Consider the following 16,439-nt stretch of genomic DNA (forward strand, 5'->3'; position numbering starts at 1 on the left):
GCAGGCGACCGGTTAGAAGCGTACGCATAAGGGCCAAAGGACAGAAACCCGTACTTAGGTTTATGTCCTTTGGTCCTTATGCGCTAGCTTCTGGTCGCCGGAGCCCGTTTTAAAGGATGTGCCCATTCCCGGTTCGTGATAAAATTGACCCAGTTCAAAGTTGGAGGTGCACGACATGATTGCAGGTATCGGTGTGGATATCACCGACATTGATCGGGTGCAAAAAGCAGCCGGTCGGCGGGATGGCTTCGCGGAACGGATCTTGACCGCTGCTGAATATGCGGTCTACCAGACCCTGTCCGAGAAACGTCAGGGTGAATATCTGACCGGCCGCTTTTCCGCCAAAGAATCCTACAGCAAAGCCTATGGCACTGGCTTCGGCCCCATTGGCTTCCAAGACATTGAGATCTTGGATAACGATAAGGGCCGCCCGGTAGTCACCAAGCACCCCTTCGCCGGTATCGCCCACGTATCCATTTCCCATACGGATACGATGGCGATGACTGAAGTGATCTTAGAAAGAAGTGACACTTAATGGTAGTGGGTAAGTTGCGGCCGGCCACAGTAACAGTGGACCTGGCAGCGATTCGGCATAATGTTAAGGAAGAAATCAAGCGGTTGGACGGGCACAGTGAATTGTTTGCGGTGGTCAAGGCCGATGGCTATGGTCACGGCGCTGTGCCGGTGGCTCGGGCCTGTCGGGCGGCTGGCGCCACGGGCTTCTGTGTGGCCTTGCTGGACGAAGCCCTTGAATTGCGGGCGGCCCATTTTACTGAACCAATTCTGGTGCTGGGCATCACTCCGGCCAATGAGGCGGCCATCGCGGCGGCCAACGACGTATCATTGACGTTCGGCACCCTTGAGTGGCTCCAGGCGGCAGCTGAGAACTTAGCCGCCCACGCCAATACGCCATTGAAGGTGCATATTGCCTTGGATACCGGCATGGGTCGGATCGGTTTTCGAGAAGAAGCTGATCTGAGGGCGGCTTGCGATTATTTGACGGCCCACCAAGACACCTTCATCACCGAAGGGATTTTCACCCATTTCGCCACGGCTGATGAAAAGGATACGACGTATTTCAAACAGCAGGCCAAGCGGTTTAACGAACTGGTCGCTGTTTTGCCCAATCGGCCCAAGTATGTCCATGTGTCAAATTCCGCCACCAGTTTGTGGCATGCGGCCTGTAATGGCAACATGGTCCGCTTCGGCGTCGCCATCTATGGCCTGAACCCCTCTGGCCGAGGTATTCCGGAGCTGCCGTATCCGCTGCAGCCGGCCCTGAGCTTGACCAGCGAATTGACCTTTGTCAAAATGCTGCACAAGGGTGACGCGGTCAGTTACGGAGCGACGTATCATGCGGCCGGTGACGAATGGATCGGCACTGTGCCGCTGGGTTACGCCGATGGCTGGCTGCGCCGGCTGCAAGGGTTTCACGTGCTGGTCAATGGCCAGCCCTGTGAGATTGTCGGCCGAATCTGTATGGACCAGTTCATGATTCGCCTGCCGGAACAGCTGCCAGTGGGGACGACCGTTACGCTGGTGGGCGAAGATCATGGCGCCACAGTGAGCATGCAGGACGTGGCCGATTACTCGCATACGATCCACTATGAATTATGCTGCATCTTGACACAACGCTTACCGCGCCGGTATATTAACGAGTAAGCCTGTTTTTTAGGTATTGGTTTGGGAACGTACAGGCCGACTAGCGGGTCATTGCTGGTTGGTTTTAGTGGGGGTATACACACAATGGGAAACAAAAAAATCCAGATCCATTTGGATGCATTGCTCAATGAACAGTTGCGTACCTACAGTCATACGAATATGGTGGATGAAGAGACCGTCATTAACGCTGCACTCCGCCAGTACTTAGAAGCCGCCCAGCCCCGATCCAGCGAGCTGGCCGCCGGGTACAAAGAGATGGGTCCGATCAATCGGGCAATTTCCGCCGACTATGCAGCGACGGAAGAAAAGGATGAGCGGCGCATTATTTAGTCCGTAGTGTGCTGCCGGATTAAGGGGGCCATAAGTTGGCGCAGGAAGTGAATCGCGGGGACGTTTATTACGCGGATCTTTCCCCAGTCGTGGGATCCGAGCAGGGCGGTTCGCGACCAGTATTAATCGTACAGAATGACGTGGGCAATCATTTCAGTCCCACTGTTATTGTCGCGGCCATTACCGCCAAAATTCAAAAGCCGAAGATGCCGACCCATGTGGCACTCACACCAGCGGAGGACGGCATCGACCGGCCCTCCGTGGTGCTGCTGGAGCAGATTCGGACGATCGACAAACAGCGTTTGAAGTACAAGGTGACCCATTTGCGGCGGACCAAGATGGTCGCTGTGAACCGGGCTTTAGCCGTGAGTGTGGGCATTCAGCCCATTCGGCACGATCGGTAGTATTTTGGCACAACGGAATTAGCAGCAAAATTCAGTATACCGGCAGCCCCTTTTATGAGGGGCTGCCTTTTTTTGCAAAAGGCACCGGGACCTAGTTCGTTGAATGGGTCAGCGGTGTTTAATTTGTTTTAAGCTTTTGAGCATATTATAAGACAATAGTCCACTGAGCATGCCAGAATGGTGAAAACAACAAAGCGGCAGCCTGGTGGACAGGCAGCGTGGTCGCGTTGAATTCGCGTTTGTCCGCTGCTGTGATTAAATGGAAAGGAAGTGGGCCTAGGCTTTTCTCCAGGGGTGTAAATAGGGGGATGCGGCTTGGGAAACCGGTATGACACTACAATTTTTCAAAAAAGCCGCCATCTGGCTGGCCACTTTTGTCACTCTGGCAATTGTGATCGTGATGATTGCGGCAGTCTTTCAGTCTGAAGATTTTCAGTCTCACCGCAGCACGTCCACAATCGTGTGGGCAGGTTTGCTCAGCTTAGCAGTGATCACCGGGGCTGGGGTACTGGCTTATTATGTGCGCCGGCGGAACAACTTGTTCATTTTTACCCTGATCATGGGGCTCACAGCGCTAAAGCTGATTGTGCTGGTCAAGTTTCCGCTAAGTCCTACATCAGACTACTTTAATTACCATAGTTTCGCACAGAATCTAGTGGCTGGCCTGACCTGGCACAAAATGGAGACGACTGGGCTGTTGGGGGACAACATGCTGTGGCCCCACGTGATCAATATCAGCTGGTTTTTCAGCGTGTTCTACAGCTTCTTTTTCAGTAATATTGTGGTCGGGCAACTGGTGAGCATCACGTTGAGCGGGGTGAGCGCCTTTCTGATTTACGTCCTGGTCAAAAAGATACTGGTCAAACCCGTGGCCGTGTTTGCGGCATTAGTTTTTCAAGCGATTCCCGCATACTGGCTATACTCAGTGATCAACGCGCCAGAATCTTTTTTCTTGGTGTTTCTATTGGGGGCGGTCATTTGTTATTACGATGCATTGTACACCGTCAACGATACATTTACGCGCAACTATTTCTTTCTCGGCTTATCTTTGCTGCTCCTGTTTTTAGCGAATATGGTTCGGCCCGTGGGCATTATTTGGGTCATTGTGATCGTCCTATTCGCTATTTTTGGTCTATCCAACCGGCGGCGGCCATTCAAGCACTTGCTCGCGATGACTGCGATTTTTGCCGTGACTTTCAGCATTTTAAGCGCGGCGGCCGTCCCCATTTACCGCGTGTTCTACGGGGTGGACTGGGCACCGGCGGCGGTACTCCAGAATTACTCACTAGCCACCGGGACCAGTGTCACCACCGGCGGGGCGTATAATGCCCAAGTTAGAAATGAAACCGATACCTTATTTAACCAGAAACACGTACCGCTGGACGAACGTTACACGCGGATCACTCAGCGCATGAGTCAAATTACCCGAACGAATTTGAAGGCCATTGAGCGCACAGGCGTGACGGCTTTTTTATGGCATAAGACAAAGAATTACATGGATGAAAACTATGGGGCGGACTGGCTGTTTTACAATATCAATGGCAAATCGAAGGCGTCTAAAGAGTTCGCGAAAAACATTCTGCCCTTTGCGTCAGTGTATGCTGTGATATATTTCGGCTTGTTCTTAGGGCTGACGGCGCTGGCAATTGTCGCCCAGCTGCTGCTGATGTTTAAAAAGCGGGCGCTGAGTAACCGGCGCATCAATCTGATGTTTTACAGTGCGCTGGCATTGGACGGTTTCTTCCTCAGCGCGATGCTGCCGGAAGTCCAGGGGCGGTACCACATTATATTATATCTGCCGCTGGTCGTGCTATTGGCCCTTGGTGCCCAACTGTTCAGTCGAACGAATCGAAAGGAGTTCACCATATGACTTGGCTCAGGATTGTCATCACGCTGTCGTTTATTGCCTATCTCATTTATTTGTCGGACTTTGCCTTGGCCGCCAGTATTCGGCCAAAGACCATCAAACCGGTGCCAAAGGCAGAAAATTTCACACTCTATATCGTCATTCCTGTCCTGAATGAAGAACAAGTCATCGGGCAGACACTTCTATCGTTATTGGCTGAAATTCGGAAGCTGCCGACCAATATCGCCCCGTGGATCGTTACTGTGAATGACGACTCCGACGACCAAAGCCAAGCCATCATTACGGCACTACAGGCTGATCACCCCAACATCTTGCCCTTTGATCGGCCCCCTGAAGAGGCCCATCAAGGCAAGGGAGACGTGCTGAATTATGCGGTGAATGTCATTCAGCATCTGCCCAATGGCAATCCAGATCATACCATTTTGGGTATTCTGGACGCCGATTCAAAAATTAGTGCGGCGGATTTGACGAAAGTCATCGACTATTTCACTGCACATCCAGATATTGCGATGCTGCAGGGCAGTGTCAAAATCTACAATGATGATCATTGGTTGACCCGGATGCAAAATTTTGAATTTGTGGGCGTCAACAGTGCGCTGCAGCAAGTCCGGGAGACGTACGGTGAAGGCATCGCTTCTGGTAATGGGCAATTTGTGACCCTGTCCATGGCTCTGGCTAATCCCTGGGGGAAGGGCTTGCTGGAGGATCTGGAGTTCACCTTGCGGGCCTGGCTGAAGGGATACAAAACGGCCTTCAGTGATGACATCGTGGTGGCGCAAAGCGGGGTCGATAAAATGCGGCCCTTGATCCGCCAGCGGGTCCGCTGGTGTCAGGGCAGCATGCAGTGTTGGCGGTATTTGCCAGCACTTTGGCGGTCTAAGCAGATTAATCGGTTTCAGAAGTTCGATACGACTTTGTGGCTGGTCCTGCCGGTTTTATCGACCTTAATTCCGATTACCAACATCATCGCACTGATTATCCAAGTCTATAATTACCTGCACGGCCCGGCAGGCTGGATCAGTCCGGCCTTGGTGGTCATTCTGCTGTTGAGCTTCGCAATTTGCATGGCCATTGGTTTGGAATACCATGAAAACATGGCAAAAATCACACCGGTCTCGTATCACCATGCATTGTGGCTGAGTGTACTGTATCAAGCTTACTTAGTTTTACTGATTCCGGTACCCTACATTGCGCTGGGGCGTCAGATTCTGCATATGACAAAATGGGATAAGACGGAACACGCCAGCGCACCTGAGACAGCTAGTCAGTCGCATATCTGGCCAGTCAAATAGACGGTTGCGGTTTAGAAAACCCTCCTTTCGTGGTAAACTAGTTCAGTTACATTCGCGGCACATTGCCGCTGTGGTTCGCAACTATCCCACACTAAAAAACTATAGGAGGATTTATTTATTATGACTAATGCACGTTCTACCCATGCGTTACGAGAAATTGTGGTCAATGCCCTGATTGCTGCGTTGTATGTTGCGTTGTGGTTAGTCGCCGCGACGTTCAATCTGGCTAGTCTGGCGATTCAGTTCCGTGTTTCCGAAGGCTTGAACCACCTCATCGTTTTTGATAAACGTTACTTTTGGGGCATCACCCTCGGTGTATTGATTGCTGATGTCCTTGACCGATCAACGCCAGTTCTATTAAACGTTCCCTTTGGTGTCGGTCAAACAATGATCAGCTTATTACTGGTGGGTTTTGTGGCGCCTAAGCTGCCCAAACTCTGGATGAGGATGCTCTTGAACATTGTTGTCTTCACAATTTCTATGGCAATGATTGCCTGGATGCTGCACTTAGCCTTTCAGCTGCCTTTCTGGCTGACGTACTTAAGCACTGGATTATCTGAAGCCTTCATCATGACGATCACTGCCCCGCTCATGGCCGCGGTCAACACGGCTGTGCACTTCGACAAAGTGCTGGATGCCTGATTAAAACGTAAAGTCCTGGTCGACATCCTTTGTCATCATCAACAACCCATCCCCCAACGGAATCAAGGTGGCCGTCAAGCCCTTTGCTGCAAAGACGCTTTCGAGCAATTGCCGCAAATTGCGATGGATCCCCTTGAGCCGGTGGGGGATTTCTGTCTCCGGCAAAAAAATCGTGCCGCCCTGGAGAACGTCATCGATAAAGACCGTGCCGCCGACCTTGACCCGCGCCAGCACCAGGGACAGCTGATGGATATACTGCGCCTTGGCGCTGTCCATGAAGGCGACGTCGTAGGTATCCGTCAAGGTCGGCAGAAGGGTGGTCGCGTCGCCGGTGCGCAGGGTGATCTGCTGGGCAGTGTCGTACTGAGCCAGGTTGGCCTGGGCGTGGCCGATCATGATGGGTGCCCGCTCCAACGTGGTCACCCGGCCCGCGGGGCCCATCAACTGGGCAAAGAGCAGAGCGGAGAAGCCGATGGCGGTGCCGAGTTCCAGGACACTGGTGGGGTGGACTTGCCGGAACCAAGTCTGAAAGAAATCCACGGTCTCGTGGGGAATGATCGGCACGTCCGCCGCCCGAGCCTGATTTTCTAACGTATTCAACGGCTCGGGCAGCGGCTGACCATGGGCCCGCAAGAATTCGCGGAGCGGGGCGGGAATCGCTGGATGGTGGAGCATTTCATTATGCATGATCGTCTTCCTTTTCAGTTAAGATGCCCATCCAGCTTACCACGACCGGCAAATGGAACAAAAGTCTGGCAGGGTCTTCCTGTATTTCTAATAGAACCGTTAGATTCAAGTTCCGTCCCCAAGCCGTTTATGGTATGATAAAAGCAATATAAGGCACAGTTGTGTTGTGCGTAGGAGGATAGGCAATGATTATTAAATCGCTGGTATTAAAGAAGGAATTTCTCACCACGGTTAAAGAAACGGTGACGCTGGCGGAGGCTCTGAAGGTCTTGGAAGAGTCCGGGTTCCGCTGTGTGCCGATTCTGGACGAGACGGGGAAGATTTTCCGCGGCAATATCTACAAGATGCACATCTACCGGCATAAATCCCAGGGCGGCGACATGAGTCTGCCGGTGACGTACCTGTTAAAGAACGCTACGAAGACCGTGCCGGTTGAATCACCGTTCTTCAAGGTTTTCTTCAACATCAAGGACTTGCCGTACATCGCGGTGCTGGACACCGATGGCAGTTTCTACGGTATCTTGACCCACGCCAAGCTGCTGGGCATGCTGTCTGAAGCTTGGAACGTGGATGTCGGGTCCTACGTGCTGACTGTGCTGTCCGCTGGGGAACGGGGCGACTTGGCCGACATGTCCAAGATCATCGCCAAGTATGCTTCCATTGCCGGCTGTTTGACCTTGGATGCCCACCGGGAACAATTTGTCCGCCGGACACTGTTTACGCTGCCGGCCGGGATGGACAAAGACACGATGGAACAAATCGTCAGCCGGTTGGAACGGAAGAACTTCCGGGTCGCTGAAATCGACGATCTGCAGCAAGGCATCACCATTCGCAACGACGAAACCAGTCCTGATTATTAATTTTTTCCATTATAAAAGCGCGTCGAAATTTTTCGACGCGCTTTTGCTTTGCTTCAGGAATTAATAAATGATCACTGGCGTGCCAGCGGGCACGATGCTGTACAGTTGGGCCATGACGGTCGGCGGGGTGTTGACACACCCGTGACTGCCGTGCTCCTTGTACCAATCGCCGCCGTATTGCGGCTGCCAGGGCGAATCATGCAGACCGACCCCGGTGTAATCAATGGGCATCCAGTAGCTGACCGGTGATGCATATTTGGAGCCGTCATCGTTCAAGCCTTTCAGGGTTGCGTTGCGCTGCTTGCTCCAAACGAAGAACGCACCGCTGGGGGTATCCTGTTTGGGCTTGCCGGTGACTACGTCAGTGCTGATCTTTTCCACGCCGTCAATGTAGACCCACATGTGCTGTTTGGCCTTGCTGACTTCGACGTAGGTCTTGCCCACCTCGCTGCCGTGGAAGCTTTGCCCAGAACCGCTGACCAATGGATGGCGGGTGAAGTCTTCGCCTTTCTTGATCGTTGCCGCCAAGGCATCGGCTTCGCTGGATTGCTGAATGCTCCAGCCAAAAGTCCCGGCGGGGACAGAGACCGTACCGCTGTTGGTGGTCTTAAACGTCCGCGTCTTGTCGATGGTGTTGTACTTGGTTGCCAGTTGGGCTAAGAAATCACTGAAGACGGATGGATTCACTTCAATACTGCCGTCTTTATAGTACACACTGTTCTTAATTAAGTGTTCTGGAATCGTTACGGAATCGCCGGCGATGCTGTAAGTGCCCTTGACCGTACTCAACTTCTTTAAGGTGGTCAGGTCACTTTGCAGCTTCGCGGAGCCGGCAGTTACTGTCGGCCGGACATAGGTGCTCTTCAGGTCCGCTTTGGTTTGTCCCGTTGATACCATTTTAGTGACTAAGTTGGCCACTTTAGTTTTGTCCAGGGCATTGCCGTAAGTTTCCTTGGTAATGACGAACTCACCGTCTTTTTTGGCAATTGAGGCATTCGTCGTTTGTGTCCGGCCCTGATTGAGCTTGGCCACTGTCTGGTTGGCAAAGGTGTCAACCTTCTTTTTATCCAGCTTCAGCGAATGAGTGCTGTCATCAGCCGCTGTCGCCTCGCCGCCGACCAATGCTGCCGGCCAGGCCCATGGGTTCTGGTCCTTCTTCAACGCGACCAGATCTTTGCCGACGTCTTGGAACGTGCCGACTGAATTACCGGTAAAGGTAGCGACTTGCTTGTCTTGATCATCCAGGACATATTGTTTGTCCAGTGTATTGGCCTTGATTTTAGCTTGCGCATCCGCCACCTTCATGCCGCCAACCGCCACGCCGGCGAAGGTCGTGTGGGGCAGCATGGTGTCTTGATAATGAAGCGCGAATCCGAGATAAACGCCCAGCAATGCAATGAGCGCTAGGCCGCCGCCAATGACGGCACTTTTTTTAAATTGCACGAGTAAGGCTCCTTCCCCCTAGTAGGTTGCGAACAAATTATATCATGTCTGGATGCGAACATAAATACATCTTTGCTGATTAATTACAATTGTGTGTCAGGCGTGTTACAGAGAGCGCTATCTCTTGTAAAACAGACTGCTTTTTCTAAACGGACTCAGGTCGACAGAAGCCAGGCCTGAGCCTTCTAAAAAAGCCTCGCTGCACATTCACAGCGAGGCTTTCAGTTTCATGGACGAAGCTGATCAGAAATTACTGACGAGTTTCGATGTCGTTCTTAGCAAATGCGTCCGTCAGCACTTTCTTCAACTGGGAAGCAGAAGAATGCATGGATTGCATTTCGTGATCAGTCAAAGGCAGTTCCAAAATGTTGGTAATCCCTTCGCGGTTGATCACAGCCGGTGTACCGATGTAAATATCGTGCAGGTCGTATTGACCATCCATATAGACAGACAGCGGCAATACGGCGTTTTCGTCGTCTAAGATAGCGCGGGTAATCCGAGCCAAGGCAGTGGCGATACCATAGAAGGTGGCACCCTTCAAGTCGATGATCTTGTAAGCGGCATCCCGGACGTCTTCGAACATGGTAACCAGTTCGCTTTCGTCAACTTCAGGGTGGGCCTTAACCCAGTCAGCGATCTTGATGCCGCCGATGTTAGCGTGGGACCAAACCGGGAATTCGGTGTCGCCGTGTTCGCCCATGATGTAAGCGTGGACGGAACGGGCATCAACCTTTACCAGTTCAGCAATGGATTGACGCAGACGAGCGGTATCCAGAGACGTACCAGAACCGATAACCCGTGCCTTCGGGAAGCCGGATAACTTCCAAGTGGCGTAGGTCAAGATATCAACCGGGTTAGCAGCAACCAAGAAGATACCATTGAAGCCGGACTCAACGACGGGGTCAACGATGGACTTCAAAATCTTGAGATTCTTGTTAACCAGGTCCAAACGAGTTTCGCCTGGCTTTTGCGGAGCGCCGGCAGTGATGACGACAACGTCGGCATCCTTTGCGTCAGCATACTCAGCAGAGTAAATCGTCTTGGGTTGCGTGAAAGGCAGGGCGTTCGATAAGTCAATCGCGTCACCCTTCGTCTTATTCTTAGCGATATCGACAATGCCGATCTCTTGGGCAATCCCTTGCAGTACCATTGCGTAAGCGTAGCTGGAACCTACTGCGCCGTCACCGACAAGGATGACCTTTTGGTGATCTTTTTCAGTTGTAGAAGCCAAGATCTTCATTCCTTTCAATTGATAAACATTTATACAACGCAAGTATAACACAATTGCGGGCAAAATTTGCCGGTGATTCCGAACGATTTTCAAGGATACGCTTCCAGAAAAGCTGGGCCGAATGGGGCCCGCTGCCGAACTTGCCGTCGCCAGCCCAATGGCCGCGGGGACAGTCATTCTGAAAACCTTAAGCCCTGCGGCAATTATGGTATAATAACGATACGCAACACACATCGGATTAGGCCGGCCTCGTGCTGGCCTTTTGGCGTCCCACCACGTTCAGGAAGGAAGTAACTTATTTTGAAACTTATCGTCGGCCTCGGCAATCCCGGCAGTCAATATGCCCAAAGCAAACACAACATCGGCTTCATGGCGGTGGACCGGATCTTGGCAGAAATGCCCAACACTCAAGAGAAGCAGCAGTTCACTGCGGCCACCTGGCAGGGGTTGCTGGCCGGGGAGAAAGTCATTGTGGCCAAACCGCTGACTTTTATGAATGATTCCGGCAAGGCGGTCGGCCCGCTGCTTCATTATTACAAATTGGCGCTCAGCGATCTGCTGGTGATCCAGGATGATCTGGATATGCCCATCGGCAAGATCCGGATCCGGGCCCACGGTGCATCCGGTGGCCATAACGGCATCAAGAGCATCATCCGGGCCGTGGGCGGCGATCAGTTTACCCGCATTAAGGTGGGCATTGACCACCCGCCCGTGGGTACCGTGGTGGACTGGGTCTTGTCGCCGTTCACGCCGAAGAACGCGCCGGATATTGCCCAAGCCTTGGATCAGGCCGCGGCGGCAGCCACCGAATGGGCCAGCGGGGCTGATGACGCGACCCTCATGAACACGTACAATTAATTGACTATTATGGGAGAAATGGGCAAATGAATTTAGTTGAATGGATCAGCCAGGAACCGCACTTACAGCAATGGCTGAGAGCGCAAAAATCAGGGGAGCGCACACTGCTGACAGGATTGGGACCTGCGGCGAAGGCGCTGGCACTTACGGCGTACTTGCAAAAGACGCGCCAGCCCCTGCTGATCGTTGAACCCACCACATTGGCCGTGGAGCAATTATTACCCGATCTGCAAGCATTGAATACCACAGATACGGTGTACACCTTCCCGGTGGATGAGGTGCTGGCGACCGAAGTCGCCACCGCCTCCCCGGAAGGCCGGGCCGCCTGGGTCGCCGCCTTGACTGCACTGAGCAGCGGCGTCCCCGGGCTATTTGTCGTCTCCGTGGCCGGGTTGGCCCACCTGCTGCCGGATCCGGCCCTGTGGGCGAAGCAGGCGTTCACCGTGACCAGCGACGGCCAATTGGATCCGCAAGCCCTGCCGGAACGCCTGGTGGCCATGGGTTATCGGCGCGACACCCTGGTCTCCCGGCCCGGCGAGTTCGCCATCCGGGGCGATTTGATCGATATTTTCCCTTTGACCGCTGACCATCCGGTGCGGATCGAGCTCTTCGATACTGATGTGGATTCCCTGCGGATCTTTGATGAAGGCGATCAGCGCTCCATGGACAACGTCGATACGGTGACGATCCCGCCGGCCAGCGATTTGATCGTTTCTGCCGAACAGTTGAAGCGGGCGGCGGCCCAATTGCAAAAACAAATGACGGCCGTCTCCGCGAAGGCCGTGCCATCTGTGCAGGATGCTCTGCAGGCTAATCTGGCGAATACAATCACCGATTTCAACCAAGGCAATCTGGGAGAGAAAGCTAATCTCTTCCGGGAAGTGCTGTTTGGCGGGGACTACGGCTTATTGGATTATCTGCCCGCCGCCGGCACCGTATTTCTGGATGACTATGCCCGGATCAACGATCAGGCTGCTGCCGCGGAAGAAGAGACGGCCCAGTGGCAAACGGACTTGCTCAGTCGTGGCGAGATCTTGCCCCACGCGACATTGGAAGCTGATTGGCGCGCCGCCCTGAATCAGGATGCGCATAGCCGGGTCTACCTTTCTGTCTTTCAGAAGGGCATGGGCCGGGTCAAGCTGGACCACCTGATCAACGTGACCAGCCACGATGTGCCCCAATTCTTCAGCCAGATGCCGATGCTCAAGGGGGAGATCGATCGGTGGCGTAAGCAGAACCAAACCGTGGTCATCTTGATTCAGTCCCAGAGCCGGGTCGAAAAGCTTCAGCAGACCCTGCGGGACTTCGAAATTGTGACTCGGACGGCTAGCCCGGATGCGCTAGTATCCGGTGCGGTCCAACTGGTCCACGGCAATCTGTCGGCCGGCTTCACCTTGCCGGAGAGCAATCTGGTGGTCTTGACGGAACACGAACTATTCAATCGCGTTCGCCAAGCCCGGCCGCGGCCAGCACATTTCTCCAATGCCGAGCGGATCAAGAGTTATAACGAACTGAAACCTGGCGACTACGTGGTCCACGTGAATCACGGGATCGGTAAGTACATGGGTATCCAAACCCTGACCGTGGACGGCAAGCATCAGGATTACATCACGATTCAATACGCCGACGACGGCAAGCTGTTCATTCCCGTGACCCAGATGAACATGGTCCAGAAATATGTCGGCAGTGAAGGCAAGACGCCCCATATTAATAAGCTGGGGGGCAGCGAGTGGCAAAAGACCAAGCGCCGGGTAGCGAAGAAAATCGAGGACATCGCCGATGACTTGATTGAACTGTACGCCGCCCGGGCGTCCCAGAAGGGTTATGCTTTTTCAAAAGATAATGATTACCAGCGCGAGTTTGAGGCGGCCTTTGCTTATCCGGAGACTCCCGACCAGCTGCGCAGTACCGCTGAAATCAAACGGGATATGGAACGGCCGGTACCGATGGATCGGCTGCTGGTCGGCGATGTCGGCTTCGGCAAGACTGAAGTGGCCTTGCGGGCGGCTTTTAAGGCAATTCAAGACGGTAAACAGGTCGCGTTTCTCGTCCCGACCACGATCTTGGCGCAGCAGCATTACGATACGATGATGGACCGGTTCGCCGATTTCCCGGTAACCGTGGGGATGTTGTCCCGCTTTGTCTCGCCGGCCAAGCAGAAAGAGACTTTGGCGGGGATGAAAAACGGCAAGGTGGATATCGTCGTAGGCACCCATCGGCTGCTGTCGAAGGATGTCCATTTTAAAGACCTGGGCCTGCTGATCATTGATGAGGAACAGCGCTTCGGGGTGAAGCACAAGGAGCGGATCAAGGCGCTGCGAACCAACGTGGATGTGCTGACCCTGACGGCCACACCGATTCCCCGGACGCTGAATATGTCCATGCTGGGTGTCCGGGACCTGTCGGTGATTGAGACCCCGCCGGCCAATCGCTATCCGATCCAGACATACGTGCTGGAACAGAACGCCGGCACCATTAAGAATGCCATTGAGCGGGAAATGGCCCGTAACGGCCAGGTGTTCTACATGCATAATCGGGTGGAAGACATCGAACGGACGGTGGATGAGCTCCAGCAGCTCGTGCCCAATGCGACGATTGCTTACGCCCACGGTCAGATGAGTGAAACCCAGTTGGAGCGGGTGATCTACGACTTTGTCCACGGCGCCTACGACGTGCTGGTGACCACGACGATCATTGAGACCGGGGTGGACATGCCCAACGCCAACACGTTGATCGTGGAGAATGCCGACAAGTATGGTCTGTCCCAGCTTTATCAGCTCCGCGGCCGAATCGGCCGATCCTCTCGGCTGGCGTATGCGTATTTCATGTACCAGCAGAACAAGGTGCTGACTGAAGTGGGCGAAAAGCGGCTGGCTGCGATCCGCGATTTTACGGAATTAGGCAGCGGCTTCAAAATTGCCATGCGCGACTTGTCCATCCGCGGTGCCGGCAACCTGCTGGGCAAACAGCAGCACGGCTTCATTGATTCTGTCGGCTACGATATGTATACCCAGATGCTCCAGGACGCCGTGGCGGCCAAGAAGGGGAAGACCAAACAGGAGCGCACCGACGCCGAACTCGATTTGGATGTGGAAGCTTATTTACCGTCTGACTACATCAGCGATCCCCGGCAAAAGATTGAGATTTATAAACGAATCCAGCGGATCGATGGTGCCGACGAGTTGGCTGACTTACAATCAGACTTAATTGATCGATTCGGCGAATACGATGCGCCGGTGGATCGATTATTGAAGATCGGTTTGTTAAAAGATCAAGCCGATCAGGCCCTGTTGACGAAGATCGAGCGAAAGGATACGCATTGGACGATGCACATCGGTGCGGCGGGCCGGGCCCGCTTAGGGGGTGAGGATTTATTTGCCCTCTTGAGCAACACGACGCTGCAGGCCCAGGTGACGGATAAGGACGGCGGATATCAAATTACGCTGATCCAACGCAAGGGAATCAGCGATGATACCATGATCGATACGCTGATGACCTTGACCGCGGCATTGCCGAAGATTGAGCAGAAAAAAGTCCATGCCGGGAGTAAGCATGAGTAAACGTACCAAACGTACGGTTTTTGGTTCGGCCGCTTTGCTCAGCATCGCGGCCTTGATTGCCAAAGTCCTATCGGCGTTTTACCGAGTGCCTTTGCAAAACTTGGCGGGGGACTTGGGGTTTTATGTCTATCAACAAGTGTATCCGCTCTATGGGATCGGCATGACCTTTGCCTTGAATGGCCTGCCGGTTTTTATTTCCCGTTTAGTAGCGGAAAAAACCGTGGCGGAGCGGCCGGCGCTGGTCCGGCAGCTGCGCTCTATTTTGGTGGGCGTCAGTCTGGCGGCCTTTGTCGGCTTCCAAGCCGCGGCACCGTGGATCGCCGGAGCGATGGGCGACCAGGATTTAACGTCGATGATTCGCGCTGTGAGCTGGATGTATTTGTTCATGCCCACGCTGGCTCTGGGCCGCGGGTATTACCAAGGAACGCTGGACATGACGCCCACTGCGGTTTCCCAAGTCGTGGAACAGATTCTGCGAGTAGCGGTAATTATCTGGGCGGCGTGGTATTTCCATGGTCATCCGGCATGGACCTACTATGAAATGGGGACCTTCGCCATGAGCGGCGCGACCATTGGGGCCTTGGGTGCAGCCTGGACACTGCACCGCTACCGGCGGCGCGACCCCTTCTGGGGGACGGTGCATCTGGCGACCCCGGATAATTCCTGGCGCTTACTGACCCGCCGACTGCTGCTCCAGGGCGGTTCCATCTGTCTGTTTGCGGCTGCCCTGATTCTCTTTCAGCTGGTAGATTCTTTCACCGTGGCTCGCTCACTGCAAAAGATCGGCTATCTGCCGGTGGCCGCCCGTTCGCTGAAGGGAATCTACGACCGGGGCCAGCCTTTGGTGCAGCTGGGACTGGTCCTGTCCAGCGCCTTTGGCACCACGCTGGTACCTAATTTGACGCGGGCCTTGCAAAGCGGCAGCCGTCTGCGGATTCAGCGCTTGGCGACAGAAGTGACCCATATCAGTTTGCTGTTTTCCGTCGCTGCCACCGGCGGCCTGATCGCGCTGCTGCCCTGGATCAACCAATTTCTCTTTGGCGACCGGGAGCAGCTGATGACCCTGGCCCTTTACCTGGGTGCCATCATTCTCGTGGCGATGATCAATACCTATAATGCGATTCTTCAAAGTGTGGGCAATTATCGGGCAGCCACTTACGGCCTGTTGATTGGGATTGCCCTGAAGGCCGCGCTCACTGGTCCGTTGATCCGTATTTTCGGTCTGCCCGGAGCGTCTCTGGCGACCCTGATCGGACTAGCAGTAGTCTGGTGGATCATTTTCAACCAATTGCCGTCTTTGATCCGCATCTCAGTTTCGACCCGCCTATTCGGCACGCGGCTGCTGGGCGTCACGATCCCGATGATGATTGCGACGTTCATGATTGCTTGCGCCAGCCAAGCCGTGTTGGGTGTGTCCCGCTGGGCCAGTATCGGCGTGACCCTGATCGGCATTGCCGCCGGTGTTACCATCTTTTTGACCCTGGCCTTGAGAAACAAACTCTTGACAATTCGAGAATGGTTGGTCTTGCCCTTCGGCAGTGGTATGCTACACTTAGTACAACGGTTACAGCGAAATAAGTAGGTTGTAGAAAGCGAAGTGACA

14 protein-coding genes are annotated in these 16,439 nt (G+C 53.9%); 11 read left to right on the forward strand and 3 right to left on the reverse strand.

The annotated features are described in order from the left end of the window. Nucleotides 1-175: 175 nt before the first annotated feature. The 7 genes from acpS to FMM01_RS00100 all read left to right on the forward strand — a co-directional run bounded on the left by acpS (nucleotide 176) and on the right by FMM01_RS00100 (nucleotide 6,197). Nucleotides 176-535 (forward strand): holo-ACP synthase, encoded by a 360-nt coding sequence (acpS, locus tag FMM01_RS00070; protein WP_027828637.1) that lies wholly within the window; start codon nucleotides 176-178, stop codon nucleotides 533-535. Continuing rightward, nucleotides 535-1,662, forward strand: a complete 1,128-nt coding sequence (gene alr, locus FMM01_RS00075) for an alanine racemase (RefSeq protein ID WP_150391358.1) — start codon at nucleotides 535-537, stop codon at nucleotides 1,660-1,662. Before acpS ends, alr begins: the two co-directional genes overlap by 1 nt. An 84-nt stretch (nucleotides 1,663-1,746) precedes the next feature. Then, complete coding sequence (locus FMM01_RS00080; RefSeq protein WP_027828639.1) at nucleotides 1,747-1,992, forward strand: hypothetical protein; 246 nt, start codon at nucleotides 1,747-1,749, stop codon at nucleotides 1,990-1,992. Nucleotides 1,993-2,027: 35 nt separating this feature from the next. Continuing rightward, on the forward strand, nucleotides 2,028-2,396 hold the full coding sequence (locus FMM01_RS00085) for a type II toxin-antitoxin system PemK/MazF family toxin (RefSeq protein WP_027828640.1): 369 nt from the start codon (nucleotides 2,028-2,030) through the stop codon (nucleotides 2,394-2,396). Nucleotides 2,397-2,724: 328 nt separating this feature from the next. Further along, the gene (locus FMM01_RS00090; RefSeq protein ID WP_063516428.1) at nucleotides 2,725-4,266 is read left to right on the forward strand and encodes a glycosyltransferase family 39 protein; all 1,542 of its coding nucleotides are present in this window, start codon (nucleotides 2,725-2,727) and stop codon (nucleotides 4,264-4,266) included. Further along, complete coding sequence (locus tag FMM01_RS00095; RefSeq protein ID WP_150391359.1) at nucleotides 4,263-5,555, forward strand: glycosyltransferase family 2 protein; 1,293 nt, start codon at nucleotides 4,263-4,265, stop codon at nucleotides 5,553-5,555. The genes FMM01_RS00090 and FMM01_RS00095 overlap by 4 nt, the downstream gene beginning before the upstream one ends. Before the next feature lie 120 nt (nucleotides 5,556-5,675). Next, nucleotides 5,676-6,197 (forward strand): QueT transporter family protein, encoded by a 522-nt coding sequence (locus FMM01_RS00100; RefSeq protein WP_150391360.1) that lies wholly within the window; start codon nucleotides 5,676-5,678, stop codon nucleotides 6,195-6,197. On the opposite strand, the gene FMM01_RS00105 is transcribed toward FMM01_RS00100, so the two are convergent. Then, the gene (locus FMM01_RS00105; protein ID WP_027829383.1) at nucleotides 6,198-6,884 is read right to left on the reverse strand and encodes an O-methyltransferase; all 687 of its coding nucleotides are present in this window, start codon (nucleotides 6,882-6,884) and stop codon (nucleotides 6,198-6,200) included. A 185-nt stretch (nucleotides 6,885-7,069) separates the two neighbouring features. On the opposite strand from FMM01_RS00105, the gene cbpA reads away from it, so the two are divergent. Further along, nucleotides 7,070-7,744 carry a cyclic di-AMP binding protein CbpA gene (gene cbpA / locus FMM01_RS00110; RefSeq protein WP_063516426.1) on the forward strand — a complete coding sequence of 225 codons (675 nt, stop codon included), beginning with the start codon at nucleotides 7,070-7,072 and terminating at the stop codon, nucleotides 7,742-7,744. A gap of 60 nt (nucleotides 7,745-7,804) precedes the next feature. Here cbpA and FMM01_RS00115 read toward each other — a convergent pair whose 3' ends face one another. Then, nucleotides 7,805-9,187: a L,D-transpeptidase family protein gene (locus FMM01_RS00115; protein WP_146994205.1), complete on the reverse strand. Its 1,383-nt coding sequence runs from the start codon at nucleotides 9,185-9,187 to the stop codon at nucleotides 7,805-7,807. A gap of 250 nt (nucleotides 9,188-9,437) precedes the next feature. Continuing rightward, a complete protein-coding gene (locus FMM01_RS00120; RefSeq protein ID WP_121499954.1) occupies nucleotides 9,438-10,418 on the reverse strand; it encodes an L-lactate dehydrogenase in 981 nt (326 codons plus the stop codon). A 300-nt stretch (nucleotides 10,419-10,718) separates the two neighbouring features. On the opposite strand from FMM01_RS00120, the gene pth reads away from it, so the two are divergent. The 3 genes from pth to FMM01_RS00135 are packed head-to-tail and all read left to right on the forward strand — an operon-like array spanning nucleotide 10,719 to nucleotide 16,418. After that, nucleotides 10,719-11,276 carry an aminoacyl-tRNA hydrolase gene (pth, locus tag FMM01_RS00125; protein ID WP_027829379.1) on the forward strand — a complete coding sequence of 186 codons (558 nt, stop codon included), beginning with the start codon at nucleotides 10,719-10,721 and terminating at the stop codon, nucleotides 11,274-11,276. 26 nt (nucleotides 11,277-11,302) lie between these two features. Continuing rightward, nucleotides 11,303-14,836 (forward strand): transcription-repair coupling factor, encoded by a 3,534-nt coding sequence (mfd, locus tag FMM01_RS00130; protein WP_150391361.1) that lies wholly within the window; start codon nucleotides 11,303-11,305, stop codon nucleotides 14,834-14,836. Next, on the forward strand, nucleotides 14,829-16,418 hold the full coding sequence (locus tag FMM01_RS00135; protein WP_027829377.1) for a putative polysaccharide biosynthesis protein: 1,590 nt from the start codon (nucleotides 14,829-14,831) through the stop codon (nucleotides 16,416-16,418). Before mfd ends, FMM01_RS00135 begins: the two co-directional genes overlap by 8 nt. Nucleotides 16,419-16,439: the final 21 nt, after the last annotated feature.

Source organism: Schleiferilactobacillus harbinensis (genome assembly GCF_008694105.1).
Lineage (GTDB): Bacteria > Bacillota > Bacilli > Lactobacillales > Lactobacillaceae > Schleiferilactobacillus > Schleiferilactobacillus harbinensis.

Bases quoted from the DNA above. Each gene is read 5' to 3' on its own strand.
- FMM01_RS00090 (WP_063516428.1), top strand. From the start codon at position 2,725: ATGACACTACAATTTTTCAAAAAAGCCGCCATCTGGCTGGCCACTTTT.
- mfd (WP_150391361.1), top strand. From the start codon at position 11,303: ATGAATTTAGTTGAATGGATCAGCCAGGAACCGCACTTACAGCAATGG.
- acpS (WP_027828637.1), top strand. From the start codon at position 176: ATGATTGCAGGTATCGGTGTGGATATCACCGACATTGATCGGGTGCAA.
- FMM01_RS00135 (WP_027829377.1), top strand. From the start codon at position 14,829: ATGAGTAAACGTACCAAACGTACGGTTTTTGGTTCGGCCGCTTTGCTC.
- FMM01_RS00095 (WP_150391359.1), top strand. From the start codon at position 4,263: ATGACTTGGCTCAGGATTGTCATCACGCTGTCGTTTATTGCCTATCTC.
- FMM01_RS00080 (WP_027828639.1), top strand. From the start codon at position 1,747: ATGGGAAACAAAAAAATCCAGATCCATTTGGATGCATTGCTCAATGAA.
- FMM01_RS00105 (WP_027829383.1), bottom strand. From the start codon at position 6,884: ATGCATAATGAAATGCTCCACCATCCAGCGATTCCCGCCCCGCTCCGC.
- cbpA (WP_063516426.1), top strand. From the start codon at position 7,070: ATGATTATTAAATCGCTGGTATTAAAGAAGGAATTTCTCACCACGGTT.
- FMM01_RS00100 (WP_150391360.1), top strand. From the start codon at position 5,676: ATGACTAATGCACGTTCTACCCATGCGTTACGAGAAATTGTGGTCAAT.
- alr (WP_150391358.1), top strand. From the start codon at position 535: ATGGTAGTGGGTAAGTTGCGGCCGGCCACAGTAACAGTGGACCTGGCA.